The organism is Polaromonas sp. P3_A5, from assembly GCF_056403055.1.
Window position 1 is genome coordinate 2,608,513 of sequence record NZ_JBFUGF010000001.1, and the last position, 25,406, is coordinate 2,633,918.

The 25,406-nt window shown below is 60.7% G+C and carries 24 protein-coding genes and 2 tRNA genes; 11 read left to right on the plus strand and 15 right to left on the minus strand.

The annotated features are described in order from the left end of the window. The first annotated feature begins 332 nt into the window (after window positions 1-332). The 7 genes from AC1DU8_RS12370 to AC1DU8_RS12400 all read left to right on the plus strand — a co-directional run bounded on the left by AC1DU8_RS12370 (window position 333) and on the right by AC1DU8_RS12400 (window position 6,384). Window positions 333-2,639, plus strand: a complete 2,307-nt coding sequence (locus AC1DU8_RS12370) for a TonB-dependent receptor (protein ID WP_477726817.1) — start codon at window positions 333-335, stop codon at window positions 2,637-2,639. Window positions 2,640-2,724: 85 nt separating this feature from the next. Further along, complete coding sequence (locus AC1DU8_RS12375; protein ID WP_477726818.1) at window positions 2,725-3,432, plus strand: Fe2+-dependent dioxygenase; 708 nt, start codon at window positions 2,725-2,727, stop codon at window positions 3,430-3,432. A 282-nt stretch (window positions 3,433-3,714) separates the two neighbouring features. Then, window positions 3,715-3,960 carry a (2Fe-2S)-binding protein gene (locus AC1DU8_RS12380; protein WP_457278810.1) on the plus strand — a complete coding sequence of 82 codons (246 nt, stop codon included), beginning with the start codon at window positions 3,715-3,717 and terminating at the stop codon, window positions 3,958-3,960. A 132-nt stretch (window positions 3,961-4,092) separates the two neighbouring features. Continuing rightward, on the plus strand, window positions 4,093-4,776 hold the full coding sequence (locus AC1DU8_RS12385; RefSeq protein WP_457278811.1) for an energy transducer TonB: 684 nt from the start codon (window positions 4,093-4,095) through the stop codon (window positions 4,774-4,776). Window positions 4,777-4,805: 29 nt separating this feature from the next. After that, window positions 4,806-5,522: a MotA/TolQ/ExbB proton channel family protein gene (locus AC1DU8_RS12390; protein WP_457278812.1), complete on the plus strand. Its 717-nt coding sequence runs from the start codon at window positions 4,806-4,808 to the stop codon at window positions 5,520-5,522. A 71-nt stretch (window positions 5,523-5,593) separates the two neighbouring features. Continuing rightward, complete coding sequence (locus AC1DU8_RS12395; RefSeq protein ID WP_477667126.1) at window positions 5,594-6,004, plus strand: ExbD/TolR family protein; 411 nt, start codon at window positions 5,594-5,596, stop codon at window positions 6,002-6,004. 161 nt (window positions 6,005-6,165) lie between these two features. Then, window positions 6,166-6,384: a hemin uptake protein HemP gene (locus AC1DU8_RS12400; RefSeq protein WP_477649635.1), complete on the plus strand. Its 219-nt coding sequence runs from the start codon at window positions 6,166-6,168 to the stop codon at window positions 6,382-6,384. A 208-nt stretch (window positions 6,385-6,592) separates the two neighbouring features. Here AC1DU8_RS12400 and AC1DU8_RS12405 read toward each other — a convergent pair whose 3' ends face one another. Then, window positions 6,593-7,000: a GlcG/HbpS family heme-binding protein gene (locus AC1DU8_RS12405; protein ID WP_457278815.1), complete on the minus strand. Its 408-nt coding sequence runs from the start codon at window positions 6,998-7,000 to the stop codon at window positions 6,593-6,595. A 192-nt stretch (window positions 7,001-7,192) separates the two neighbouring features. On the opposite strand from AC1DU8_RS12405, the gene AC1DU8_RS12410 reads away from it, so the two are divergent. Next, entirely contained in the window at window positions 7,193-7,882 is a 690-nt protein-coding gene (locus tag AC1DU8_RS12410; RefSeq protein WP_457278816.1) for a Bax inhibitor-1/YccA family protein, read from the plus strand. A gap of 166 nt (window positions 7,883-8,048) precedes the next feature. Here AC1DU8_RS12410 and rlmD read toward each other — a convergent pair whose 3' ends face one another. Further along, entirely contained in the window at window positions 8,049-9,530 is a 1,482-nt protein-coding gene (gene rlmD / locus AC1DU8_RS12415; protein ID WP_457278817.1) for a 23S rRNA (uracil(1939)-C(5))-methyltransferase RlmD, read from the minus strand. 56 nt (window positions 9,531-9,586) lie between these two features. On the opposite strand from rlmD, the gene AC1DU8_RS12420 reads away from it, so the two are divergent. Then, on the plus strand, window positions 9,587-10,006 hold the full coding sequence (locus tag AC1DU8_RS12420) for a VOC family protein (protein ID WP_477667125.1): 420 nt from the start codon (window positions 9,587-9,589) through the stop codon (window positions 10,004-10,006). Between the two features lie 207 nt (window positions 10,007-10,213). On the opposite strand, the gene AC1DU8_RS12425 is transcribed toward AC1DU8_RS12420, so the two are convergent. The 3 genes from AC1DU8_RS12425 to surE all read right to left on the minus strand — a co-directional run bounded on the left by AC1DU8_RS12425 (window position 10,214) and on the right by surE (window position 12,910). Continuing rightward, entirely contained in the window at window positions 10,214-11,140 is a 927-nt protein-coding gene (locus tag AC1DU8_RS12425) for a peptidoglycan DD-metalloendopeptidase family protein (RefSeq protein ID WP_477688954.1), read from the minus strand. A gap of 118 nt (window positions 11,141-11,258) precedes the next feature. Next, window positions 11,259-12,116 carry a protein-L-isoaspartate(D-aspartate) O-methyltransferase gene (locus AC1DU8_RS12430; RefSeq protein ID WP_477701874.1) on the minus strand — a complete coding sequence of 286 codons (858 nt, stop codon included), beginning with the start codon at window positions 12,114-12,116 and terminating at the stop codon, window positions 11,259-11,261. Next, the gene (gene surE, locus AC1DU8_RS12435; RefSeq protein ID WP_457278821.1) at window positions 12,113-12,910 is read right to left on the minus strand and encodes a 5'/3'-nucleotidase SurE; all 798 of its coding nucleotides are present in this window, start codon (window positions 12,908-12,910) and stop codon (window positions 12,113-12,115) included. The genes AC1DU8_RS12430 and surE overlap by 4 nt, the downstream gene beginning before the upstream one ends. 171 nt (window positions 12,911-13,081) lie before the next feature. Here surE and AC1DU8_RS12440 point away from each other — a divergent pair, with 171 nt between their 5' ends. Then, window positions 13,082-14,056, plus strand: coding sequence for an NADPH:quinone oxidoreductase family protein (locus tag AC1DU8_RS12440; protein ID WP_457278822.1), 975 nt, complete (start codon window positions 13,082-13,084; stop codon window positions 14,054-14,056). 87 nt (window positions 14,057-14,143) lie between these two features. Here the strand turns inward: AC1DU8_RS12440 and AC1DU8_RS12445 are convergent. The 6 genes from AC1DU8_RS12445 to AC1DU8_RS12470 all read right to left on the minus strand — a co-directional run bounded on the left by AC1DU8_RS12445 (window position 14,144) and on the right by AC1DU8_RS12470 (window position 18,940). Then, window positions 14,144-14,219, minus strand: a tRNA-His gene (locus tag AC1DU8_RS12445). A gap of 36 nt (window positions 14,220-14,255) precedes the next feature. Further along, window positions 14,256-16,181, minus strand: coding sequence for a SurA N-terminal domain-containing protein (locus tag AC1DU8_RS12450; RefSeq protein ID WP_457278823.1), 1,926 nt, complete (start codon window positions 16,179-16,181; stop codon window positions 14,256-14,258). An 87-nt stretch (window positions 16,182-16,268) separates the two neighbouring features. Further along, window positions 16,269-16,344: transfer RNA gene (locus AC1DU8_RS12455), tRNA-Val, on the minus strand. A gap of 17 nt (window positions 16,345-16,361) precedes the next feature. Then, the gene (locus tag AC1DU8_RS12460) at window positions 16,362-16,634 is read right to left on the minus strand and encodes an HU family DNA-binding protein (protein WP_007874140.1); all 273 of its coding nucleotides are present in this window, start codon (window positions 16,632-16,634) and stop codon (window positions 16,362-16,364) included. A 266-nt stretch (window positions 16,635-16,900) separates the two neighbouring features. Beyond that, window positions 16,901-17,995, minus strand: coding sequence for a tartrate dehydrogenase (locus AC1DU8_RS12465; RefSeq protein ID WP_457279772.1), 1,095 nt, complete (start codon window positions 17,993-17,995; stop codon window positions 16,901-16,903). A gap of 39 nt (window positions 17,996-18,034) precedes the next feature. Continuing rightward, on the minus strand, window positions 18,035-18,940 hold the full coding sequence (locus AC1DU8_RS12470; RefSeq protein ID WP_457278824.1) for an alpha/beta fold hydrolase: 906 nt from the start codon (window positions 18,938-18,940) through the stop codon (window positions 18,035-18,037). A gap of 160 nt (window positions 18,941-19,100) precedes the next feature. Here AC1DU8_RS12470 and AC1DU8_RS12475 point away from each other — a divergent pair, with 160 nt between their 5' ends. Then, window positions 19,101-20,078 carry a LysR family transcriptional regulator gene (locus tag AC1DU8_RS12475; protein WP_457278825.1) on the plus strand — a complete coding sequence of 326 codons (978 nt, stop codon included), beginning with the start codon at window positions 19,101-19,103 and terminating at the stop codon, window positions 20,076-20,078. Here AC1DU8_RS12475 and AC1DU8_RS12480 read toward each other — a convergent pair. The 4 genes from AC1DU8_RS12480 to AC1DU8_RS12495 all read right to left on the minus strand — a co-directional run bounded on the left by AC1DU8_RS12480 (window position 20,023) and on the right by AC1DU8_RS12495 (window position 25,306). Next, on the minus strand, window positions 20,023-20,901 hold the full coding sequence (locus AC1DU8_RS12480) for a DMT family transporter (protein ID WP_457279773.1): 879 nt from the start codon (window positions 20,899-20,901) through the stop codon (window positions 20,023-20,025). The two genes, AC1DU8_RS12475 and AC1DU8_RS12480, sit on opposite strands and share 56 nt — an antisense overlap. 85 nt (window positions 20,902-20,986) lie before the next feature. After that, window positions 20,987-21,553: a CDP-diacylglycerol--glycerol-3-phosphate 3-phosphatidyltransferase gene (pgsA, locus tag AC1DU8_RS12485; RefSeq protein ID WP_457278826.1), complete on the minus strand. Its 567-nt coding sequence runs from the start codon at window positions 21,551-21,553 to the stop codon at window positions 20,987-20,989. Window positions 21,554-21,694: 141 nt separating this feature from the next. Beyond that, window positions 21,695-23,704 carry an excinuclease ABC subunit UvrC gene (uvrC, locus tag AC1DU8_RS12490; RefSeq protein ID WP_477726819.1) on the minus strand — a complete coding sequence of 670 codons (2,010 nt, stop codon included), beginning with the start codon at window positions 23,702-23,704 and terminating at the stop codon, window positions 21,695-21,697. An 84-nt stretch (window positions 23,705-23,788) separates the two neighbouring features. Continuing rightward, window positions 23,789-25,306 carry an esterase-like activity of phytase family protein gene (locus AC1DU8_RS12495; protein WP_457278828.1) on the minus strand — a complete coding sequence of 506 codons (1,518 nt, stop codon included), beginning with the start codon at window positions 25,304-25,306 and terminating at the stop codon, window positions 23,789-23,791. Window positions 25,307-25,406: the final 100 nt, after the last annotated feature.

Below are 25,406 nucleotides of genomic sequence, written 5' to 3' on the forward strand. Positions count from 1 at the left end.
GTGGTCTTGAAATAGCCCGGTGACATACCTGGCACAAAAAAGACGGGGCACAGGCCCCGTTTTTTTGTTTGCGCCAACGCTGATCGCTCCTGGTTTTCAGAAGCTCTTTTTGTCGCCTACTGAATTTGGCCTTTTTGCCACACAACCACCGTTTTCGCCCTTATTCCCGCAACATTCAGACACAACAGATTACGAATCATTATCATTTGATATACACTTCGAGCGAACTTTACGAGCCAGCCAACTCGCGCCCCCGGGCATTCTGAGCCAGCCAAGCTTTTTCCTGAACCCGGTCCACCGCCTGCAAGGCAGGACCCTGCTTGGAGGCCATCTTGGCACACCTTTCCGCTCGCGCCGCACGCCCCGCGCGCAACAAAAAAAACCGCACCATGGGCGCCGACAACCTCACGCCGTTTGCCGGCCCGGTTGCCAATCCTGCCGCATCTTCCGACAAAACACTGCTCCCGCTTGGTGCGCTCATGCTGGCTGTTTCGGTGTCGGGCTGGGCCCAGAGCATCACCCCGACGCCCAGCACCGGCACCACGACCGCTACGTCGTCCACCTCTGCAACACCTGTTGAAGGCAGAAGCCTGGCCCCCGTCACAGTGACAGGCACACGCGATCGCGCCAGCCAGACCTACCAGAGCGGCATTACCAGTGTCGGCAAGATGCCCGTGCCGGCCAAGGACGTTCCCCAGTCACTGACTGTCGTCAACGAAAAGCTGATGCACGACCAGGGCAAGGACAGCTTCAAGAGCGCACTCGAAAACGTCGTCGGCATCACCTTTGAAGCGGGCGAAGGCGGACGGGTCGGCGACAACATCCGCATTCGCGGCTTCAGCGCGGCGGGCGACATTTACATGGACGGGATGCGCGACATCGCGCAGTACAACCGCGACAACTTCAACACCGAGCGCGTGGAAGTCTTGCGTGGTGCTGCTTCCATGCTGTTCGGCCGCGGCTCCACCGGCGGGGTGATTAACCAGGTCAGCAAGCAGCCACGCCTGATCACCGAGCACGAAGTGAACGCCACCGTCGGCACCAAAGGCTACCAACGCTACCAGGGCGACTTCAACTTCAAGCTGGACGACGACGCGGCTCTCCGCATCAACGCCATGGCGACAGACGGCGATGGCCGCGGCGAAAACGCCAGCGCCTCCACCCATCGCCGGGGCCTGGCCCTGGACTACCGCTTCGGCATCGGCACAGCGAACGAATTTGAAATCAGCTACTACCACCTGCACTACAACGACAAGCCCGACTGGGGCTTTGCTTGGTTCAACAGCCGCCCCGCGCCTGGCACCGAGAAATACTGGTATGGCCTCAACACCGATTTCCAGAACGACAAGGCCGACGCTGTCACCCTGAGCCATACCCACCGATGGACCGACGGCAGCAGCCTGAAAACCACGGTGCGCGACGGCTACTACTCACGCACGCTGCGCGCCACGCAGGCCAGCTTTGCCGCCGGCACGACCCTGGCCAACCTGAGCGCCAACACGGTGGTGAGCCGCGGCGCCACCAGCGCCGGCAATGCCAAGGCGGGCAACGAACACCACACATTCCTGCAAACCGACTACCTCACGACCACCCAGTGGTTCGGCCGCAAGAACAGCCTGCTGATCGGCGCCGAGTACGCCGTGGAAAATTCCGACCGCCTTAGCTACCCCCTCCTGACGGGGGCCAAGCCGACCACCACTGTGGGCAATCCCATCAGCACCGGTATCGGGGGCAATTACACGCAGAGACTGGAAACGGCATTCAAGGCCACTACGCTGGGCCTGTACATGCAGGACACGATCGACCTCACACAGTACTGGAAGCTGGTTGCCGGCCTGCGCGTTGATAACTTCAAGGCCGACTACCAGCGACCCACCGGCACGCCGCCCAACAACGGGACACTCGCCAGATCCGACAGCCTGCTGAGCAAACGGCTGGGCGTGATATATCAGCCGACCGATGAGGTCAGCTACTACGCCGCCTATGGCACGTCGTTCAATACCTCCGGCGACCTGTACCAATTCGACCCGAACTCTGCCAACACGCCGCCCGAGAGCAGCCGCAACATGGAAATTGGCGCCAAGTGGGAGCTCTACGGCGGTGACCTGTCACTGCGCGCAGCCCTGGCCCGCACAGAGAAGTACAACGAGCGCAACACCGACATCGACACGAGCACCAACTCCTACCTGTTGTCCGGCAAGCGGCACACCGATGCGCTGGAATTTGAGGTCGCCGGCCGCATCACGCCGCAGTGGGATGTCTTTGCGGGCATCGGCTTCCTGACGGCGAGGATCGACAAGACCGGCGCCACTGCCGAGATCGGGCAGAACCCGGGGCTGAGCCCAAGCCGCCAGGCCAACCTGTTCACCACCTACCGCATCGGCGACAAGTGGCGTATCGGCGGCGGCTTCACCGCCGTCAGCACCAACAAGCCGGCCAATGCCGTCACGGCCACCAACCGGGTGCCGGGCTACGTGAAGGCCGACGCGCTGGTGGAATACCGCATCAATGAAAAAAACACCGTCAAGCTGAACATCGACAACCTGTTTGACAAGGTCTACTACAACACGCTGTACCGCGGCTTTGTGGCGCCCGGCGACGCACGCAGCGTGCGTGTGACGCTCACCAGCAAGTTCTGATTTAAAAGAACGTTTTCAAGGTTGGGCACCTGGGGGATACTCCGGGTGCCCATTTTTTTTCAGTCGCTTTTCGGGAAGCCCCACCATGCTGCTTCGCATTCAACAAGCCCTCAAGCCGGACGAGCTCGCGCAAATCCGCCAGCTGATCCTGGCCGCCGACTGGGCCGACGGCCGCATCACGGCCGGCAGCCAGAGCGGCGCCGTCAAGAACAACCTGCAGCTGCCTGAAGAGCTGCCCGCCGCCCAGCAGGCGCGGCACATCGTGTCGGTGGCGCTGGCCCGTAATCCGATGTTCGTGACCGGGGCGCTGCCCAAATCGGTCTATCCGCCGCTCTTTAACCGCTACGGCGGCGACGCCAACAATTTCGGCAACCACATTGACAACGCGGTACGCACGCATGCCGCCACAGCACGGCACGTGCGAACCGACATTTCCTGTACGCTGTTCCTGAGCGATCCGGCCAGCTACGACGGCGGCGAACTGGTCGTGCAAGACACTTACGGCGAGCAACGCATCAAGTTCGAGGCAGGTGACCTGGTGATGTACCCGGGCACATCGGTGCACCGCGTGGAGCCTGTCACGCGCGGTGAGCGGGTGGCCTGCTTCTTCTGGATTGAAAGCATGGTGCGCTCCGATGCCCAACGCCGGCTTTTGTATGAGATGGACATGGCCATTACCTCTCTGCGCCAAAAGGAACTGGAACGCTCGACCCCAGGTGCGGCCGAAGGCGCCGAAGTGGTACGGCTTACAGGCTGCTATCACAACCTGCTGCGGATGTGGGCTGAGGTTTAGACGGCAGGACCGCGTTTATCCTGCATCGTGAAGGGTCTTGGCAACCCATCACCCCCCAGGATGCCTCGCTCGCCTCAAGGAACTGCCTTTTCGCTATCTAATTTATAGCACCTTGCGCACATCCAGCAAGGATTACTGCTGAATTTGGCTTCAAAAATGAGACCAAAAATCCGCTCCAAATGGCTCGCACCTCCTGAAATCTGCGTGCCATGATTGCAAATGCGATAGATTCGCATTTATAATCAACGCACCGATTGAATCAATCACCAGCCAAGCCCATCCATGATCGTTTGCGTCTGCCGCCGAATCTCCGACCGCGAAATTGCCCGCCATGCCCGAGCAGGCTTGGGCTTTGACGAGATCCAGTTCGAACTCGGCGTGGCCACCCAGTGCGGCCAGTGCGAAGGCTGCGCCCGCGACGTGGTGGCGCAGTGCAGCGCCAGCTGCCCGACGGCCAACATCAAGCTCGCCGCCCACACGCTGGAAGGCAGCCCATGGAACACCTTGCAACCTTCTCCCCAATACTGATTTCGGCCCTTCCTGTCAGCCTTGTGCTGGTGATAGGTTCCGCGTGGTGGATCTTCCGCCGCTAGTTTCCTGGTTGCCTTTTTGACCGAAACCGCGCCTCATGTGGCCATTCGCCCACCTATCCCCCTCTCGATGAACGCCACTTTCTCCACCGCGCCACGCCCCGCCCCGCCGCGCCAGCCCCTCAGCCGCAATGCTGTTATCGCGCTCGTGGTAGTGGGCCTGCACGTGGGGTTCATCTGGGCGCTGCAAAGCGGCTTGTTGATGCGCGCCGCCGAAATCGTGATTCCTGCAGAAATCCTCACGCAATTCGTGGACCCGCCCGCCCCCAAGGTGGAGCCCGTCCCTCCTACCCCACCCACGCCGACCGTGCAGAAAAAAGCGGTTGCCAGGGCACCCGACAAACCCGCGCCCCAGCCGCTGGCCATCGCAGACCCAACACCCTCGCCCAATGCCCCGACAGGCGTTGTCACACCGCCGCTGCCACCAGCGCCTGTGGCCGTGGCACCCGTTACGCCGCCCGCGCCACCGGCAGTGCAGCTGCCGTCGAGCGATGCCGACTACCTGCAAAACCCCAAGCCCGCCTATCCGCCCATCAGCCGGCGCCTTGGCGAGCAGGGCAAAGTGATCGTGCGTGTGCTGATCGGCGCAGACGGCCAGGCGAAGAAAACCGAAATCCGCCAGTCAAGCGGCTTTGACCGGCTTGACCAGGCAGCGGTCACCACCGTCATGCGCTGGCGCTACGTGCCCGGCAAGCGTGGCGGCGTGGCCGAAGAGATGTGGTTTAACGTACCCATCAACTTCGTCCTGGAGTAATCTTTTTGAAACCCGTGGAGTATTGATTCATGAATTCCCAATTCGGCCTTGCCAACGTCTGGAGCCAGGGCGATATCGTTACCAAATCGGTGGCCGTGCTGCTGCTGGTCATGTCGCTCGCGTCATGGATGGTCATCATCATCAAGACGCTGGACCTCATCAAGTACAAAAAGATCGCCCGCGCCTCTGAAGACTTCTGGCACAGCGAAGACTTTGCCGCAGGCCTCACCAAGCTGGGCTCGGACCCCGCCAACCCGTTCCGCCAACTGGCCCTGGAAGGCCGCGAAGCCACGCTGCATCACCGTAACACCAAGGCACACCTGCACGACGCCCTGGACGTGAGCGACTGGGTCACGCGCACGCTGCGCAACACCATCGACGAATTCACCGGCAAGCTGCAGTCGGGCCTGGCCATCCTGGCCTCGGTCGGCTCCACCGCCCCCTTCGTCGGCCTCTTCGGCACCGTGTGGGGCATCTACCATGCGCTGCTGTCCATCGGCGCGGCCGGCCAGGCAACCATCGACAAGGTGGCTGGCCCGATCGGCGAGTCGCTCATCATGACGGCGCTGGGTCTCGCGGTTGCCATCCCGGCGGTGCTGGGCTACAACGCGCTGGTGCGCGGCAACAAGGGCGTTCTGCAAAAACTCAGCCGCTTCGCGCATGACCTGCACGCCTACTTCGTGACCGGTGCCCGCGTGAGCGCCAGCGGCCAACAGGCCAATGTTGTGCCAATGAAAAAAGCCTGAAAGCCAACCCTTTATCCTGCTCTGCCGCCCAACAGCCGCGGAGCTCCCTCATTCAATGACCGAGAAGCACCATGGCCTTTGGAACCCAAGACGACAGCGATGAGGTGATGAACGAGATCAACATGACGCCCATGGTGGACATCATGCTGGTGCTGCTCATCATCTTCATCATCACGGTCCCCGTGATGAAGCATTCCGTCAACATCGACCTGCCGCGCGCCTCCAACGAAGCGCAAAACATCAAGCCGGAAACGGTTCGCCTGAGCGTGGATGCGGAAGGCAGCTATTTCCTGAACGAGACCAAGGTTTCAGACGAAGAGCTGGTCACGCAGCTCAAGGCGTCGGCAGCGCAGAACCCGCAGCCAGACCTGCATATCCGCGGCGACAAATCGGTTCGCTACGAGCGCGTGGCCCAAGCCATGGCAGCAGCCCAACAGGCCGGGCTGCGCAAGATCGGTTTCATCACTGAACCCAAGAACTGACCAGGGCCTGCAGGACTCATCGGGTCCTGGATGCATGCCTGCTGGACAGGCACTCCAGGTTTTTCACACAGAAAGAAACAAAACCGCAGCCTGGATTCGCTTGACTTTCAAATGAGAATGGTTATCATTAACTTAACGAAACCCAAACAGGTTTAACCATCATGTCCATCGCAATGCCCGCCTCCCATACCTTGAGCCTTCCTGCCCGCGCCCCCGCGCACACAGAGACCGCTTCTGGCGGCCATCCTTCGGGGGCCTCTGCCGCCTGCGTCAACAGCACCGAAATCCTGCGCGGGCAAAAGGCGGTGGAAATCAACCACAATGGCTCGACTTATCGCCTTCAGGCCACTCGCCTGGGCAAACTGATTTTGACCAAGTAAGCCGCCTTCACCGTTTCATCACCCTCTTCACCAGCACAGTTTCATCGTGGGGCGATCCGGGGCTACCAAGCCTCCAAGGTCGTTTTTAGCCAGCCACAGACTCTTTTGGAGTTGTTTAGCCAGGCTTTTTTTCCTTGATGTTGTTCTGCTCGCGCCAACAAAAAAGCCGACCTTGTGGCCGGCTTTTTTATTCCCGCTGCGACGCGGTTTACAGGCCGATGGCGGCAATGCCCGCACGTGCGATTTGCGCGTCTTCGCTGGACTTCACGCCGCTCACACCCACAGCGCCAATGCAATGCCCGTCTTTCACGATGGGTACGCCGCCCTCGAGCATGCCGTGGATGTAGGGCGCCGACAGAAAGGACGTACGGCCGCCGTTGATGACGTCTTCGTAAACCTTGCTCTCACGGCGGCCCATGGCGGCCGTGTTGGCCTTGGAGGGTGCAATGTGCGAGGAAATGGGCGGCGCGCCGTCCAGGCGCTGCAGGTGCAGCAGGTGGCCGCCGTCGTCGACGATGGCAATGGTGACGGCCCAGTTGTTCTTGAGGGCTTCGGCCTCGGCGGCGGCGGCGATGGTTTTGACGTCGGCGAGTTCAAGCACTGCTTTTGATTTCATGGTCTTCAGGATTTCCGGAGTTTATTGGCAAAGACACTGAGCATACGCAAATTTGAGGCCACCCCTCACCCGCATTGCCGCCAAATTAGCTTATAGAACCCTTACAAAAAGTAGGGAGTGAGGGCTGGAAAAACGGCAATGCACCCTAAAATAATCTTGCCCGCATTTGCTGGCGCCTCGGAGACGACTTTCATGACTGACAATGTTCAAACCCTCGACTACGGCGTTGCTTCCAGCGTCGAGCAACGCAACAAGGTCCTGCGCAACACCTATTGGCTGCTGGCCCTGAGCCTGCTGCCCACCGTGCTGGGCGCCTGGCTGGGTGTGGCGACGGGCATTACCCGCTCCCTGACGGGCGGATTGGGCCTGATCGTGTTCCTCGGAGGCGCCTTCGGCTTTATTTTCGCCATTGAAAAGACCAAGAACTCGGCCGCGGGCGTGCCTGTGCTACTCGGTTTTACCTTTTTCATGGGCCTGATGCTCTCGCGCATGATCGCCATGGTGCTGGGTTTCAGCAACGGCGCATCACTGGTCATGACGGCTTTTGCCGGTACGGCCGGCGTGATGTTCGTGATGGCCAGCCTGGCCACCGTCATCAAGCGGGACCTGAGCGGCATGAGCAAGTGGCTGTTTGCCGGCGCGCTGGTCATCATGGTGGCAGCCGTCATCAACGTGTTCGTCGGCTCGACCATGATGATGGCAGTCATCAGCACGCTGGCGATCGCGGTTTTCAGCGCCTACCTGCTGTATGACCTGAAACAGGTGATCGACGGCGGCGAAACCAACTACATCAGCGCCACCCTGGCCATTTACCTGGACCTGTTCAACATCTTCCAGAGCCTGCTGGCCCTGCTGGGCATCTTCGGCGGCGACCGGGACTGATCCATCCGCTTCGCTACAGAATAAAAAAAGGGCCTCAGGGCCCTTTTTTCATGCGCACCTCGTGTCATTCTCCGCAGGGTGAGCTTGGGGCTTCTCCAATTCGAGCCAGGGCCGCGGATCAGGCTCTGCCAGTCTCAGGCGCAGCGGCCCCCTCGGGGGCAGGGAGCTACACGTAGTGAGAGACCGTGGGGGCCAAATCAAACACCGCAATGGACTCCACATGGGCCGTATGCGGGAACATGTTGACCACACCGGCCGCCGTGCAGCGGTATGCGCCGCTGTCCACCAGCACGCCCGCATCCCGCGCCAGGGTGGCCGGGTTGCAGCTTACATAGACAATGCGCTGCGGCGGCGCCCAGCCGTTCAGGGCCAGGCTCTGCTGGTGCTCACCGTCGTCACAGGGGACGCCGCTGACGATCTGCTGGTGCAGCGCTGCCAGGGACTTGAAGAGCTCAAAAGCGCCTTCACGCGGAGGGTCCACCAGCCATTTGTCGGCCCGGCCGTCTTTCACCAGCATCGCCGGCGTCATTTCAAACAGGTTGCGCGCTACAAATTTTGTAGCTGCCAGCGCCCGTCGGACGCTGGATGCAGGCCTGTTTCTTTCAAAATTCTCGCGTGAACGGGCGACCAGGACTTCACTGCCCTCGATGCCCAGCACCTCGCTGGCGCGCGTGGCCAGCGGCAAGGTGAAATTGCCCAGGCCGCAAAACCAGTCGATCACCCGCTCATCCGGCTGCACCGCCAGCATGCGCAGTGCACGCGACACCAGCACCTGGTTGATGTGGGGATTGACCTGCGTGAAATCGGTCGGCTTGAACGGCATGACCACATCGAACTCCGGCAGGCCGTAGCTCAGCTCCTGCACAGCGTCGTCCAGCAGCTTGACCGTCTCGAGGCCCCCCGGTTGCAGCCACCATTGCAGGCCGCGGTTTTGCGCAGCGAAATCGCGCAGGCGGTTCAAGTCTCCGGGGCTTAGGGGCTCCATATGGCGCAGCACCATGGCCGTGACTTCATCGCCACAGGCCAGTTCGATCTGCGGCAAGGTTTCCTTCGCATCCATGCTGCCGATCAGCTCGCGTAGCGGCACGAGCATGTCGCTGACGTGCCGGGGCACCACGTGACATTCGGTCATATCGGCCACGTAGCCGCTTTTACGCTCGTGAAACCCCACCAGCACGACACCCTTTTTGCGGACATACCGCACCGACAGCCGCGCGCGATAGCGGTATCCCCAGGCCGGCCCTTCAATGGGCCGCAGCAGGTTGTCCGCCTTGACCTTGCCGATGTGCCAGAGATTGTCTTCGAGCACACGCTGCTTCACGGCCACCTGCGCCCCCACATGCAAATGCTGCATCTTGCAGCCGCCGCATGCGCCGGTGTGCATGCCGAAATGCGGACATGCCGGCCGCACACGCTGGGACGATTCACGGTGAATCGCCATCACCATGGCTTTTTCAAAGCTGCTTTTCTTGCGGTAGACGTTGGCAGTTACCCGTTCGAAAGGCAGAGCGCCCTCGATAAAAACCACTTTGCCGTCAGCCCTGTGGGCAATTCCCTGGGCTTCAATGTCGAGCGACTCGACCTCGAGCACGTCGGGCGGGTAGTCGGCCGCCGTCGCTGGCTGCTTGTTCTGGCTTTCTTCTGTCATGCACCAATTGTCTCAGGCTGCGGTACCATTTTCTGAACCCGTGAAAGGAAGGCGCCATGGAGCTTCGTATTTGCATCGATGTTGACAACATGGAACGTGCTGTCGAGTTCTACACAGAGGCACTCGGGCTGCGCACAGGCCGCCGTTTCAAGAGCGATTTCGTGGAAATTCTCGGTGCAAGCAGCCCGATCGATCTGCTCTTCAATGCGCCGGGTACCCGGCCGATCGCCAGCGGTCAGGGCAGCGAGAGTGTTCGCACCTACCAGCGCCACTGGACGCCTGTTCACCTTGATTTTGTGGTGGAAGACATTGATGCGGCGGTTGACCGGCTGCAGCGCCACGGCGCCGTTCTGGAAATGCCCGTGGCTGAACGGGTCTGGGGACGCATCGCGGGGCTGGCCGACCCCTTTGGCCATGGCATTGACCTGCTGGAGTTCAAGGGCCGTGGCTACGACGAGATTTTGCAGCCGCACTGATCACGAACATAGGCAGCCGGCCGCACTTCCCAGCAACCAATTGCTACAAAATAGATAGCTGCTTGCGCTCGTCCAGACTGGTCTGCGGGCTTTCTTTTCTTAAATTTTTCGATAGCTTTGCCCTGACGCAAGCAGCGTCAAGACACCAGAAACAAAAAAAAGGAGCCCAGCAAACGCGGGGCTCCTTTCTGCGGATGAAAACACCGCTTATTTGGCAGGCAGGTATCTGGAAGGGTCGACAGGCTTGCCCTGACGGCGAATCTCGAAATGCAGCTTCACGCGGTCCGCGTCGCTGTTGCCCATCTCGGCGATCTTCTGCCCCTTCTTCACGCTCTGGTCTTCCTTGACCAGCAAAGTCTGGTTGTGCGCATAGGCCGTCAGGAAGGTGTTGTTGTGCTTGAGGATGATCAGGTTGCCATAGCCGCGCAGGCCGGCGCCGGCGTACACCACGCGGCCGTCGGCCGAGGCAATGACAGGGTCCCCCGCCTTGCCTGAAATATCCAGGCCCTTGTTTTTGGCTTCATCGAAACCTGCGAGCATCGTGCCCTGCGCGGGCCAGATCCAGGCGATGTCTTCATCGCCCGTTGCAGCGGGCGCCGGGCTGGTGCCAGCCGGTGTTGACGCGGGACGCGCCGCGCTGGCAGCCTGGGCCGGCGTGGTGGATGCGGTCGACGTGGTGGCCGATCCGGATGTCACGGGACGCGTCACGACCAGCGGATTTTCACTGCTTGGCGGCACCACACGCAGCACCTGCCCCACCTCGATGATGTTGGGGTTTTCAAGGTTGTTCCAGCGCACGATGTCGCGCCAGTTCTGGCCGTTTTCCAGGCCGATGCGAATCATGGTGTCACCGGGTTTGACGGTGTAGTAACCGGGTTTTCCGGCGTTTTCAAAGCCGGGCAACTGCTTGACATTGCCCGCGTCCACCGCGCCCGGCGTGGGACGCGACAGCCCGGTGCCGCGGTCTTCAACCGGGGCATGGGTGGTAGAACGCGTGCCGCAGCCAGCGGCAAGCAGCAGCGCTGCCGCCAGAGCGCATGGCAGGGCCAGCCTGCCGAGCGTTGAGCGGGCGCCATGACTTGCGCCTGCTGCATCCACAGACACTGCCCGGTTCGGCCGTACGGTTTGATTCATTGGTTCTTTCGTCGTCAATCTGACGGGTATGGCGTATTGGTTAACTGGATGATCGGATGGTTCAATACCGTCACTGCTATATCGATAACCGGCCTGGGTCCTGCAGGTGGCCGGATCGTCAGCTTGTCCCCGATTTTAAAGGCACAAAATGAACGGCCTCCAGCAGGGTCTGCCTGACGCCCTGGGGGGTTTTGTCGACCACCACCAGCGCCTGGGCACCACCGGCGGTTTGCATGGGCGCCACCAGCCTGCCGCCCATAGCCAACTGATCAATCCAGGCAGGCGGAATGGCCTCCCCGCCGGCAGCAGCAATGATGGCCGCATAAGGTGCGCCCTTGGCGTAGCCCATCATGCCATCACCAAACAGCAGGTGCACATTGGGCAGGCGTAAAGTCCGCAGATTCTCCCTGGCTTTGTCGTGCAGGCCACGCAGCCTTTCGATGCTGTAGACCTCCGTCGCCAGATGGCTGAGCACCGCGGCCTGGTAGCCGCAGCCAGTGCCGATTTCAAGCACCCGCCCCAGCTTTCCGGCCGCGCCGTGGCGCAGCAGTTCCAGCATGCGGGCCACCACATTGGGTTTGGAAATGGTTTGCCCCAGGCCAATCGGCAGGCTGGTGTCTTCATAGGCCTGGTTGACCAGCGCGGTGTCAACAAAACGGTGGCGTTCGACAGCCCCCATGGCGGCGAGTACCAACGCATCGGCAACACCCTGCGCAGCAAGCTTGCTCACCATGCGCGCGCGCACGGTGTGCGAATCGAGGCCGACACCGCCCGGCAACGCGGAGGCTGCGGTCGGTGCCGGTTTCTTCAAGCTATTTTGGCTTGCAGCGCGTTCTGGTCTTGCGCTACCAGCTATTGATTTTGTAGCAGATGGGACACCCGCGTCGGGCTTCAGGCGAACCGGAAATGCCGGGCGGCCTGCTGCAGCCGGCGCTTTGGCAGTGGGATTGAATGGCGGTTTGAGGCTGGATTTCATGACGATTTTTTGTGCAACTCGGCCAGCCGGGCAGCGGTTTGAGCCCAATAAGGCAGACGCTCATGATCGGTCAAATCCACCTGCAGCGGGGTGATGGACACAAACTTCTGGCTGGTGGCATAAAAATCGGTTCCTTCACCAGCCTCTTTCGCAGGCCCTGCGCCGCCAATCCAGTACATGGTTTCGCCGCGCGGGCTGGTCTGCACGATGACGCGTTCGGCCGCATGGCGGCGTCCCAGGCGGGCCACCTTCACGCCCTGGATCTCGTTGTCGGGCAGGTTGGGAATGTTCACATTGAGCAGCCAGGGCGGCACCGTCGGCTCAGCGCCTTCCGCCACGGCCTCCAGCGTGGGCATCAGTTGCTGCACCAGCTCGGCCGCACGCCGGGCTGCCACATCAATGTGCGCCCAACCCTTTTCAGTCTGGGAAAACGCGATGGAAGGAATTCCGAACAGGTAGCCTTCCATGGCGGCGCCCACGGTTCCGGAGTAAATCGTGTCGTCGCCCATGTTGGCGCCGTTATTGATGCCTGAAACCACCAGGTCCGGCCGGTAGCCCAGCAAACCCGTCAGCGCGATATGGACGCAGTCTGCCGGTGTGCCGTTGATGTAGCGAAAGCCGTTGGCCGCGGTCTGCACGTACATCGGCGAGTGCAGGGTCAGCGCGTTTGATTTGGCGCTGTTGTTGTGCTCGGGGGCCACCACCTCGACATCGGCAACGGTTTTAAGCGCTTCATAGAGGGCAATGATGCCGGAGGCCTGGTAACCGTCGTCGTTGCAAATGAGGATTTTCATGGACTGATTTTACGGTCACGGCTGCGACAGCCTGAGCCCTGCCGGACATCGCAAAACCTGCCGCTTTGCCTATGATGCAGGCAAGGCGCCGTCTCTTTCCGCTGGCGGCCCGCCTTTCTTCTTCTGTTTCTTCTGTACCTGTCGCAGCATTCCTTCTATCGGAGACATTCCATGCAAGCCTGGCTTTGTGAAAACCCCACCGGCGTAGACGCCCTGACCTGGAAAGAATTGCCCACACCGCAACCCAAGGCAGGCGAAGTGCTGATTGAGATCAAGGCCGCCAGCCTGAACTTTCCCGACCTGCTGATCGTGCAGAACAAGTACCAGATGAAACCACCCCTGCCCTTTGTGCCCGGCTCCGAATACGCCGGCGTGGTCCAGGCGGTGGGCGAAGGCGTCACGCACCTCCAGGTAGGTCACAACGTGGCCTGCCTCTCCGGCACCGGGGGATTCGGCACACACACCCTTGCACCGGCGGCCCTGTGCATGCCCTTGCCCAAAGGATTTCCCTTCGTGGACGCGGCCGCTTTCATCATGATTTACGCAACTTCGTGGCACGCCCTGATGGACCGCGCACAACTCAAGGCCGGTGAAACCGTCCTGGTGCTGGGTGCTGCAGGCGGTGTCGGCACCGCAGCCATACAGATTGCCAAAGCCGCCGGAGCCCGCGTAATCGCAGCCGCATCGACCGATGAGAAATGCGCCCTTTGCGCGTCCATTGGCGCGGACGCCACCATCAACTACACCACGAAAAACCTGCGTGACGAAATCAAGGCACTGACCGAAGGCAAGGGACCTGACGTGATTTATGACCCGGTCGGCGGCGAGTTTAGCGAGCCGGCTTTTCGCTCCATCGCGTGGCGGGGCCGTTACCTGGTGGTGGGCTTTGCTTCGGGACCCATCCCGTCCCTGCCGCTCAATCTCACGCTGCTCAAGGGCGCATCCATCGTCGGCGTGTTCTGGGGCGACTTCGCCAAGCGCGAACCCAAGGCCAATGCGGCCATGATGGCCGAGCTGGCCGGCTGGTATGCCCAAGGCAAGATCAAGCCGGTTATTGACCGCACCATGCCCATGGCCGAACTGAAAGCTGCCTATGCCCACATGGGCTCACGTGGCGTGAAGGGCAAGCTGGTCATGGTGAACTAGGGCCTGGCCCGCCTGTGCAAGGCAGCCGCGCCAGGCCCCCAAATGAAAAAGTCCCGCGAGCCTTGCGGCAAGCGGGACTTCAAATAGTGGGGTGGCTGATGGGGCTCGAACCCACGACAACAGGAATCACAATCCTGGACTCTACCAACTGAGCTACAGCCACCGGAGCCCTGCATTATAGCGGCAAAGCCGCTGCAATTTACTGGGTGACGACTTCTTCTGCGCCAGCCTTGGCGACAGGAGGCTTTGCCGCCAGGATTTTCGTCTTGAAGCGTTCTTTCAGGCCGTTGTAATACGCCAGATTTTCTGCGGCGGTCCACCACTGCGTGTACTGGTTGCGTTCCTGCTTGGCGGCCGCTTCAAGCGGCGCCTCGCGCGGAACCACCTTGTTGACCTTGATCACGACGTAACCTTGTGCGCCGAGGCTAACCCCGGCAAATGCCGGCAAGGCAGCCGCGTCGGCACGGAGCGCCGCATCGATCACCGGATTGGGAAGCTTCTGGGTTTGCTCACGCGACACGACCACCGGTGCGGCCAAAGCGGTTGCAGACGCCGGGGCGGCCTTCCAGGCAGCCAGCTTGGCCTCGCCCTCCTTGCGCGCTTCTTCGGCGCTGCGCTGGGCAATCCAGCGCTGGCGCACGACATCTTTCACTTCGGCAAAGGGTTGGGTGCGTGCCGGGGTGTACTGGGTGATCCGGCCTGAAACCAGCTGGCTGGGCGCTGTCTCTATGGCTTCGGTATTGCGCTTCTTTTCGATCGCATCCGGCGAAAAAAGTGCGCCCAGGAATTTCGGATTGGACAGCACGCCAGCCGCACCGGTTTTGGGCTGCCGGGCCACATTGCTGGCCGCCTTGACTTCAAGCTTCAGCTTGTCCGCCACGGGCTTGAGGCTGTCGGGCTGCTCATAGACACCATTGGTGAAGACATCGGCAACTTCAGCAAATTTCTTCTGGGCTTCCTGCTTGCGGAGGTCGGCTTCCAGCTGCGGTTTCATTTCTTCGAACGCGGGCCGCTTCGGTGCCTTGATGTCCGTCAGCTTGATGATGTGGTAACCGAACTCCGACTCCACGACATTGCTGATGTCGCCTTTTTTCATCGCAAAGGCGGCGTCCTCAAATGGCTTGACCATCGAGCCGCGCGCAAAGAAATCGAGATCGCCGCCGGAAGGTGCCGAACCAGTGTCCTGCGAGTTTTTGCGTGCCGCATCGGCAAAAGTATCGGGCGCCTTCCTGACCTGCGCCAGCAATTCCTCTGCTTTGGCTTTCGCCTTTTCGCGATCGGCTGCCGAGGCAGTCTTGGGCGCTGCAATCAGGATGTGGCTTGCCCTGCGCTCTTCGGTGCCGCCCAGGCGCTGGATATTCTGCTCATAGTAGGTCTTGAGATCGGCCTCGTTGACCGTGACCGTCTTTTTAACAGTCTCGATGTCGAGCACCACATACTCAATGTTGGCCTGTTCCGGTGCCTGAAAGAGTTTCTCGTTGGCTTTGTAGAACTGCTCAAGGTCGGCATCGGTCGGTGCCAGTTTGGCTGCCATATCAGCAGCATCAAAACGGGCCAGCTGGATTTCGCGCTTCTCGAAATAGGCATTGAGCGACAGATCAGCCGCAGCATTCGTGGCGAAGCCGCTTGCACCAATACCGCCCAGCACCTGTCGGCTCGGCAGCCCGGCCTTGACATTGGCCTCAAAGATTTCCGGCGTCATGCCCTGCGATGCCAGCAACTGGCGATAGCGCTCCATATCGAGCTTGCCGTCCGGGCCTTTCAGGGCGGCGATTTCCGGGATTTTCTGCAGCTCGCGGGCCAGATAGTCGTCGGTGACATGGGCAGCAGCAGCAACCACACGGTCGCGCACCAGGCGCTCCAGCGTCGCGTAGCGTGCCTGCGGCGTATCGAGCAGCTTGACGTCAATCGACGGCATGGAGGCGCGTATACGCTGGACTTCGTTCTGGTGGGCCTGGTCCCATTCGGGCTGCGTGATGTCTTTTCCGTCGACAACGGCAACGACCCCGCTGTTGTTCCCGGAGGGACCATTGCTGTTCATGCCCACCAATATAAAGGACGGAACAATCAGCAAAAACAGCAACGCCATGGTGACTTTGGTGTGCTTGCGAATGAAATCAAACATCTCGAACTTCCTGTGCTGCAACAGCTTTACGAACAAACCGGGAGCCAACAACAAAAAAGGCGAACCATGTTCGCCTTTTTTCGTGGGTGGTGGGTGCTGACGGGCTCGAACCGCCGACCTACGCCGTGTAAGGGCGCTGCTCTACCAACTGAGCTAAGCACCCCACGTTGAGTTTCCGTTTCAGTTCAAAGCATCCTTGAGAGCTTTGCCTGGACGGAACTTTGGAACCTTGGCAGCCTTGATTTTAATCGCATCGCCGGTACGCGGATTGCGGCCGGTGCGCGCAGCACGTTTTCCCACGGCAAAAGTGCCGAAACCCACCAGAGACACGGAGCCTCCTTTTTTCAGGGTTGTTTTCACAGCGCCAATGGTTGACTCCAGCGCGCGCGTGGCGGCAGCTTTGGAAATATCAGCATGCTTGGCAATGTGCTCGATCAGTTCAGTCTTGTTCACAAGGAGCCCCTCGTTGATAAAAAGTTAATCTGGTTGTCTCTAAAAAATATCTCCCGGGACACTGTGTTGAGTGTGTCAGCGGGAGCGGCATGTGCAGTTTTCTGCTGATTCCAATTAGAGCCATGGACTCTTGACCTGTCAATACAGCAGCAAGTTTTTACAACGTGCGGAGGCGGATTCTAGACGGTTTTTCAGCGCTTTCACGGCTTAATCGTAAGCATGATGTGTAATTTTCATGCTTGACAAAAGCCGTCTTTATGACGGTTTCAGGAAGCGGACAGGGCCTCGGCGACGGCCTTGCCAAGGTCTGTCGTCCCGGCTTTTCCACCCAGGTCCGGGGTGCGCGGCGCACCGCTTCCAGGGCTCAACACCTTTTCAATTGCAGCGAGGATGCCGTCATGCGCATCCTTGTGCCCGAGGAACTCCAGCATCATGGCACCACACCAGATCTGCCCGATAGGGTTGGCAATGTTGCGGCCCGCAATGTCGGGCGCCGAGCCGTGCACCGGTTCGAACAGCGAAGGAAACTTCCGATCAGGGTTCAGGTTGGCGCTGGGCGCAATGCCTATGGTGCCCGTGCAGGCCGGCCCCAGGTCACTCAGGATGTCGCCGAAGAGATTGCTGGCCACCACCACATCGAAGAAGTCCGGGCGCTGCACAAAATGCGCGGTCAGGATGTCGATATGGAATTGATCCAGGCGGACACCCGAATAGTTTTTTGCCATCTCGGCCACGCGCTCATCCCAGTAAGGCATGGAGATGGAAATGCCGTTGGACTTCGTCGCACTGGTCAGGTGCTTCTTGGGACGGGACTGGGCGAGTTCAAAGGCGAACTTCAGGACGCGGTCCACGCCGATGCGGGTGAATACCGACTCCTGCAGGACAAACTCGCGCTCCGTACCGGGAAACGCCCGCCCGCCAATACTGGAATATTCGCCCTCGGTGTTTTCACGGACGATGTAAAAATCTATTTCACCAGGTTGACGCGCGCTCCCGTCACGCCGGACCACCGGCGCAATGATGCCGGGCATCAGCCGTGCAGGCCGCAGGTTGATGTACTGGTCAAACTCACGCCTGAACAGCAGCAGCGAACCCCACAGTGAAACATGATCGGGAATTTTCGCGGGCCATCCCACAGCGCCGAAGTAGATCGCGTCATGGCCGCCCACCTGGTCCTTCCAGTTGTCCGGCATCATCTTGCCGTGCTTTTCAAAGTAGTCCCAGCTTGAAAAATCGAAATGGTCGAACTGCAGGTCGATGCCGTACTTGACGGCCGCAGCCTCCATCACACGCACACCTTCTGGCATAACCTCTTTGCCGATACCGTCGCCTGCGATGACGGCGATGCGTTTTTTTCCGATGCTTTTGCTCATGGTGTTCCTTTTTGAATGTAGTTGGCGTTAATTTGACCCGTTGAGAGCCGCTGATTCAGGTTTGAAAAAATCCAGTGCTTCTGCCAGCAGCAACGCCGGCGCTTCTTCTGCAATGTAGTGACCGCAAGGCAAGCTTCGGCCCGAGACATCTTTCGCACGGTCCCGCCAGAGATTCAGTACATCAAAGCATTGGCCCACCGCGCCATGCTCGCCCCACAACACGCGCAGCGGCTGCGCCAGGCGCAGGCCGGCAGTAACGTCCGCGCGGTCGTGCTCCAGGTCGATCGTGGCAGAGGCCCGGTAGTCTTCGCAGATACTTTGAGCGGTGCCGGGGATTTGCGCGCAGCGTTCGTACTCGGCCAATGCGGCTGGCGCAAAAGCCGCAAGGCCCGCATGGCGCTTGCCCATTACGCTGCGTACATACCGTACCGGATCGGACTCGATCAACGCTTCGGGCAGCGGCGGCGGCTGGATCAGGAAGAACCAGTGCCAGTAAGCGCGCGCAAAGGCATTCGTCGTGTTGTCATACATGGCCAGCGTGGGCGCAATGTCAAGCAGCATCAACCGCTGAACCGCCCCGGGATGATCCGACGCAAGGCGATGGGCCACGCGCGCGCCGCGGTCGTGCGCCAGCACCTGGAACCGTTCGAACCCATGGTGACGCATGACTGCGACGGCATCCAGCGCCATCGCGCGTTTGGAATAGGCCTCGTGCGCCGAATCACCGGCAACCCGTGCGGAGTCACCGTAACCGCGCAGGTCCATCATCACGACGGTGAATTTTTTCGCAAGCGTTCCCGCGACCAAGTGCCACATCGCGTGGGTTTGCGGGTGCCCGTGGAGCAACAGAAGTGGCGCCCCTGCGCCGCCCCGCAGGGTGTGCAAGCTGCCGGCCGGGCCGTCGACATCGCACGAAACGAAATTCTCAAACATCAATCAGTTGCCTTGGTTCATCTTCGGGTAATCAATTTCCCGGTGCTCCGGTGTTGAATGCCTTGAACGATTTTTAGATCTTTGCCTGATTTTGTAGAAGAGTGGCATCCAATACAAGCAATAATCAGGCAATCAATTATTTCCAAAAAGGAATTAATCAATGGAACGCAGCGACCTTGAACTGGTGCTTGCCGTTCGCGACCACGGGAGCCTGGCGGCCGCAGCGCAAAGCCTGGACGTGGCGCCGCCGGTCGTCACCAAGCGGCTTGCCGCACTGGAGGCCAGGCTGGGCCAACGCCTGTTCCAGCGCACGACCCGGCGCGTCAGCCCCACCGCCGAAGGCGAAACAGTCTGCGAACGGGCCATCATTCTCCTGCAGGGCTTCCATGCGCTTGAGGCAGAGTTGCAGGAACGAAAAGCGGAGCCCACCGGGCTTATCCGGCTGGCTGCAACTTTTGGGTTCGGCCGCCGGTGGCTGGGGCCTGCGCTGGCGGAATTCCAGGAGCGTTATCCGCGTGTCGAGATACAGCTGGAGCTCACCGAGCATTTGCCCGACCTCGCGCTGGAGGGTTACGACGGCGCCATCTGGCTCTGGTCGATACAGGGTCGGCAGGCGGCCCAGTGGGTGTCACGCCGTCTTGCGCGCAACCAGCGCATCATGGTGGCCTCGCCCCGCTACATAAAACAACACGGTTCACCCGCCAGCCTGGAGGCCTTGCAGGACCATGCCTGCCTGATCGTGCGCGAAAACGGCAATGCCCCGGGACAGCGTTTTGATGTCTGGCCGCTGCACAGGGAACGCGAGAAGACCGCGGTGCGCGTTCGCGTGCACGGCCCGCTGGCCAGCAATTCAGGGGAGCTGGTACGCGACTGGTGCATGGAAGGCCGCGGCATCATGCTGCGCAGCCTTTGGGATATTGCACCGCATATCGCATCGGGCCGGCTCGTACGCGTTTTACCGGCCTATTCAATGCCAGACGCCGACATTCACTGGCTGGCCCCCTACCGCCCAGACCAGCCACGCCGTATTCGCCTGCTGATTGACCACCTGGTCGCACAGTTTCAGGAAGCGCCCTGGAAAACTACGCTGCCGCCGGCTTCGCGGCCCGCACCACGAGGCTCACGCCCAACGCCGTGAGCGCAGTGCCGGCAATCGTGCTGAGCGTAATGGGCTCCTCAAACAACAGCCATGCCATCAGGGCGGTCGTTGGCGGAACCAGATACAGCAGGCTGGTCACGGCTGTAGCTGCGCCACGCTGAATCAAAAGGTAAAGCAGGGAGCTTCCTCCCAGCGTGAGCACCAGCACCGACCACGCCATGGCGCCCAGAACCTGGTGGTTCCACGTGATCGCTTCAGTTTCAAACAGCGCAAGCGGCAGGGTCACCACGAAAGCAGCGGCCAGCTGAATGGCATTGGCACTGCGCACATCGGCAGGTTTGACAAAACGTTTCTGGTAAAGCGTTCCCGCAGTGATGCTGAACAACGCAAAGACCGTGCAGGCCAGCGTCAGCGCCGTCACTTCATGGCCCGTGCCGAATTTGCGCGAAACCACCAGTAACAGCCCGCCTAGCCCAAGCGCCAGACCGGTCCACTGGCGTGAAGTGACCTTGGCCTCGCCGCCGTTTGTCTCGGGCGAGGCAACCCACGAAACCCAGAGCGCCGTCAACACTGGCTGAAGTCCGACAATGAGTGCGGTCAAGCCCGAACCCATGCCCGACTTCACGGCAATCCAGACGCCACCCAGATAACCGGCATGCATCAACACGCCGGCCATGGCCAGATGCAGCCATTGCGCCCGGCCTTGCGGCCACGCGGCCCGGGCCAGCACGATCCAGACAAGGAAGCAAACAATCGACAGGAAATAACGGATCGCCAGGAAAGTCAGCGGCGGCGCATACGGCAAGCCATATTTGGCGACGATAAAGCCGGTGCTCCAGATCAGCACAAACACGGCGGGCATGGCCCGGATCAGCGCATCGGAAGAGGATGAAGAAGAGGAAGAACTCAAGGACAGAAGCCTTAGAACGGCAACACCAAGGGCAGGACTACTTGGCGCGCGCGCGGATTTCCGGGATGGCTTTTTTCAGGTAATAAATCATGGACCAGACCGTCAGGATGGCGGAGATCCAGATCAACCAGGTGCCCCATACGTGCGTGTTGATCACGCCGAACAGCACGCCGTCGAACAGCAGGAAAGGGATGGCAATCATCTGCACCGTGGTCTTGACCTTGCCGAGCATGTGCACGGCCACGCTTTTGGTCGCGCCAATCAGGGCCATCCACTCGCGCAGCGCCGAGATGGCGATCTCGCGGCCGATGATAATGAGCGCCACGAACACGTCGGCACGCTGCAGGTGCACCAGCACCAGCAAAGAGGCGCAGACCAGGAACTTGTCGGCCACCGGATCAAGGAAGGCGCCGAAGGAAGAAGTCTGGTTCAGCTTGCGCGCCAGAAAGCCGTCCAGCCAGTCGGTTGCGGCAAACACGACGAACATCACGGTGGCAATCAGGTTGCGTTCCGTGGGCGCCAGGTTCAGGTAGAACACCCCCACGATCAACGGAATCGCAACGATGCGGGTCCAGGTCATCAACGTAGGGATGGTCAGAAACATGCCCCGATTTTGGCATGAGCCGTGCGGTGGTGCCGGATAGCGGTGCAAAGCACGCCAAAACAGTGCGTTCCGTTGCACAAATACATCTGAGCAAATTTCAAAGAACTGCTGCCCGAAACAGGGCACGCAACCGATGCTGCCTCAATGCAGGGCGCGGTAGATTTCCTCGGCCAGGTCCTTCGAAATGCCATCCACCGTGGCAATGTCTTCCGCGCTGGCCGAAGCGATGCCGCGAATGCCGCCGAAGCGCTGCAACAAGCTGGCGCGCCGCTTGGGGCCAATGCCGGCAATGTCCTCAAGCTTGCTGCCGCCCACCCGCACCTTGGCGCGCTTGGCCCGCATGCCCGTGATGGCGAAACGGTGGGCTTCGTCGCGGATCTGCGCGATCAGCATCAACGCTGCTGAATCCCGCCCCAAATAGACCTTGTCGCGGCCGTCCGCAAACACGAGCTCTTCGAGGCCAACCTTGCGGCCCTCCCCTTTTTCAACGCCGGCAATCAGGCCCAGGTCCAGGCCCAGTTCCCCGAACACCTCACGCGCCATCGACACCTGCCCCTTCCCGCCGTCGACCAGCACCAGGTCGGGCAGTTTGGCCTCCCCATTGCGTGCGGCTTCAGCCAGCCGGGTATAGCGGCGCATCAGCACCTGCCGCATGGCGGCGTAGTCGTCGCCTGGCGTGATGCCTTCGATGTTGTAGCGGCGGTATTCGCTGTTGACCATCTTGTGCTCCTGGAACACGACACAGGAGGCCTGTGTCGATTCACCGGCCGTGTGCGAGATGTCAAAACATTCGATGCGAAGCGTATCGAGGTTGTCGAGCGGCAAATCAAGCGCCTCGGCCAGCGCGCGCGTACGCGCCTGCTGGGAGCCCTGTTCGGCCAGCAACCGGGCCAGCTGCAGGCCGGCGTTCTTCTGTGCCATTTCCAGCCAGATGCGGCGCTGCTCACGCGGCTGGTGGATGGCCGTGACCTTGGTACCGGTCTGCGCTGTTAGTGCCTCCATCAGTTCCTTGTCCACCGGCTCGCTGCACACCAGGGTGGGTGGAACCGGCACATCAATGTAATGCTGCGCGATGAAGGCTTCCAGCACCAGGGCCTCAAGTGACTTGCCCACAGGTGCAGGCACAGGCGCAGCACTTTCACCGGCTGCCTCGGCTTGCGCAGCCTGCCTGGCGTCCGCATCGATCTCGGCATCCAGCGCCGCGACGTCGGTCGCGTTCTCCACATGGCTGGGGAAGTACGCCCTGTCACCCAGGTGGCGGCCGCCGCGCACCATGGCCAGGTTGACGCAGGCCTTGCCGCCCTGAACTTTCACCGCCAGGATGTCGACGTCCTTGTCGCCGCCGATTTCCATCGACTGCTGGTGCAGCACCTTGGACAGCGCCGACATCTGGTTGCGCAGCTCTGCGGCCTGCTCAAACTCCAGCTTTTCGGCATGCACGAGCATTTTTCTCTCGAGCTCGGTCAGGATGTCCTGGGCCTGGCCTTGCAAAAAGCGCTCGGCATTGGCAGTGTCCAGCGCGTACTGCTCGGGTGACACATGGCCCACACAGGGTGCGGAGCAGCGCTTGATCTGGTACAGCAGGCAGGGCCGGGTGCGGTTGTTGAACACCGTGTCTTCGCAGGTCCGCAGCCGGAACACCTTTTGCAACAGCAAGATGGTGTCTTTCACCGCCCAGGCGCTGGGGTACGGGCCGAAGTAGCGGTGCTTTTTCTCGACCGCGCCGCGGTAATAGGCAATGAGCGGAAAGACGGCAGCCGTGGGCGCAGCGCCTTCTTCGGCCGGACGCGCGCCTGTCAGCTTGAGGTAGGGGTAGCTCTTGTCGTCCCGAAACAGGATGTTGAATTTCGGGTTGAGCGTCTTGATCAGGTTGTTTTCGAGCAGCAGCGCTTCAGCTTCCGAGCGCACCACCGTGGTTTCCATGCGGGCGATCTTGGTCACCATGTGGCCGATGCGCGTGCCGCCGTGGTTCTTCTGGAAGTAGTTGGAGACCCGCTTCTTCAGGTTGCGCGCCTTGCCGACATACAGCACGCCGCCTTCCGCATCGAAGTAACGGTAGACGCCCGGCAAGGCGGGCAGCGCGGCCACTTCGGCCAGCAACTCGGGCGTATGTCCGGCGGGTAACTTTTCAGCGGGGGAACGTTCAGGCATACCCCTATTTTGCCGCGTACCGGCGCTTCAGAAGAAAACCCTGACAGGACCGATACCCTTTTGGAGCCGACCCAACAAAGGGATTCAGTCCGGCCGATAGTCCAGGAGCTTTTTCGGGAACCTGATCAGCCACAGGCGGGTTGGCTTCTCGTCATCACTGCCATTGACGATTTCATACTTGAGCGGCGCTGCACCTTTGCATTTTTTGCCCTCCAGGACACCGGCGGCATTCACGCTGCAGTCATCGATCTTGACGGCCTTGCCGGCCGCATCGACGATTCGCGCGGACACACCAAAGTCGTTGTCGTTGATCAGCGCCAGCGTATCGTCGTTCACCAGGGCCAGGCCTTCGGCCTTCTCTGGAAGCCAGCCGAACTGGAGCTTTCCGCTTGCATCCTTCTTGCGCAAATCGAGGATTTCCAGCCGCTTCGCAGGGGAAACCCCGATGGCCGACAGTTCGCTCAAAGCGCCGGCATATTCCAGCTCCAATCCACCTGCCAGTTTCTTGCCGCTTAAATCCGTGGCCTGGGCCACATCCACCGCCACCAGCAGGTTGTGCACCTCACCATCGGCCTTGAATTTGCCTTGCTCGATCAGCACAAAGCGCGTGTCACTCAAGGCGACGATGTCGCCAATCTTGGCGTCCTTGCTCTTACCGTACCGGGTCACGTCGTGCGGATAGGCAAACATGCGGGTAGCCCCATTGGCGGGATTGAATTCCACCAGACGGGTAAAGAGCGCCTTGCTGGTATGCCGGGCCGACAAACCACTCCCCATATCTGGCATTTCCAGAATGCTTTGAATGGCCATGACCAGCTTGCCGCCGGGCGTGATGGCCAGGCCTTCGCAGCCGCGATTCGGCTGGCGGAATTGAATCACGGCAGGCAAGCCGTTGGCCGGCGCGAATTTGGCCGCAATACGGCCGCTCTCAACCGCCACCTTGATCAGATACGGGCCGTATTCATCACAAATCCAGACGTGTTTGCCATCCGGGTCCATGGCGATGGCTTCCGGGTCAATGCCATGGGCGTCGAAGGCCAGGCTGGCTTGCAGCGTTTCGGTCAAGGGCGTTTCACCCGAAGAGCCAATACCGCCCTGCACCGGGCGGCCGCTCACATTCACACCCTCTGCAGTTTTGATGTCAGTCACCGACACCAGTTCAGCCACCCCATTCCTGACGCGGATCAGGCCAAACTTGGGCGCGTAATCGGGTGCGGGAAAGGCCTTGGTCTTGTTGGCCGAAGTCGCACCGCTGCTGTCAAGGTCGGGCGAGTCGCCGTTGGGGCCGCGATCAGTCAGCGCATAAAACCACAAAGTGCCGTCGGCATCCTTGTTGCGCAATGTCAGCCCCGAGCCGGGCGCTATGGGAAAACCTTGAGGAAAACGCTGTCTGATGCCCACGTCCGCACCGGTGTAAGGCACGTAAAAGCGGGTCGCAACCTGCAGCACATGCCTGGTCAGGACCACACCCTCAACGACAGACGTTTCCGCCTTTTCCAGGCTTGCCTGCGCCCACGATGAAGCGCTACCGCCGGCGCACAAGGCCAGCCCCAGAATAGCGGCCATGGCCCGTGCACGCATCACCGATTTAGATAAAACCACGATGAACTCCATTTCAAATTGATGACGGCTTGTACCCAGCCTGGGTGACATGGCTGTGACAGGGGGAGCACGCCACGCCGCAGCATGAGGGCCGGCATCG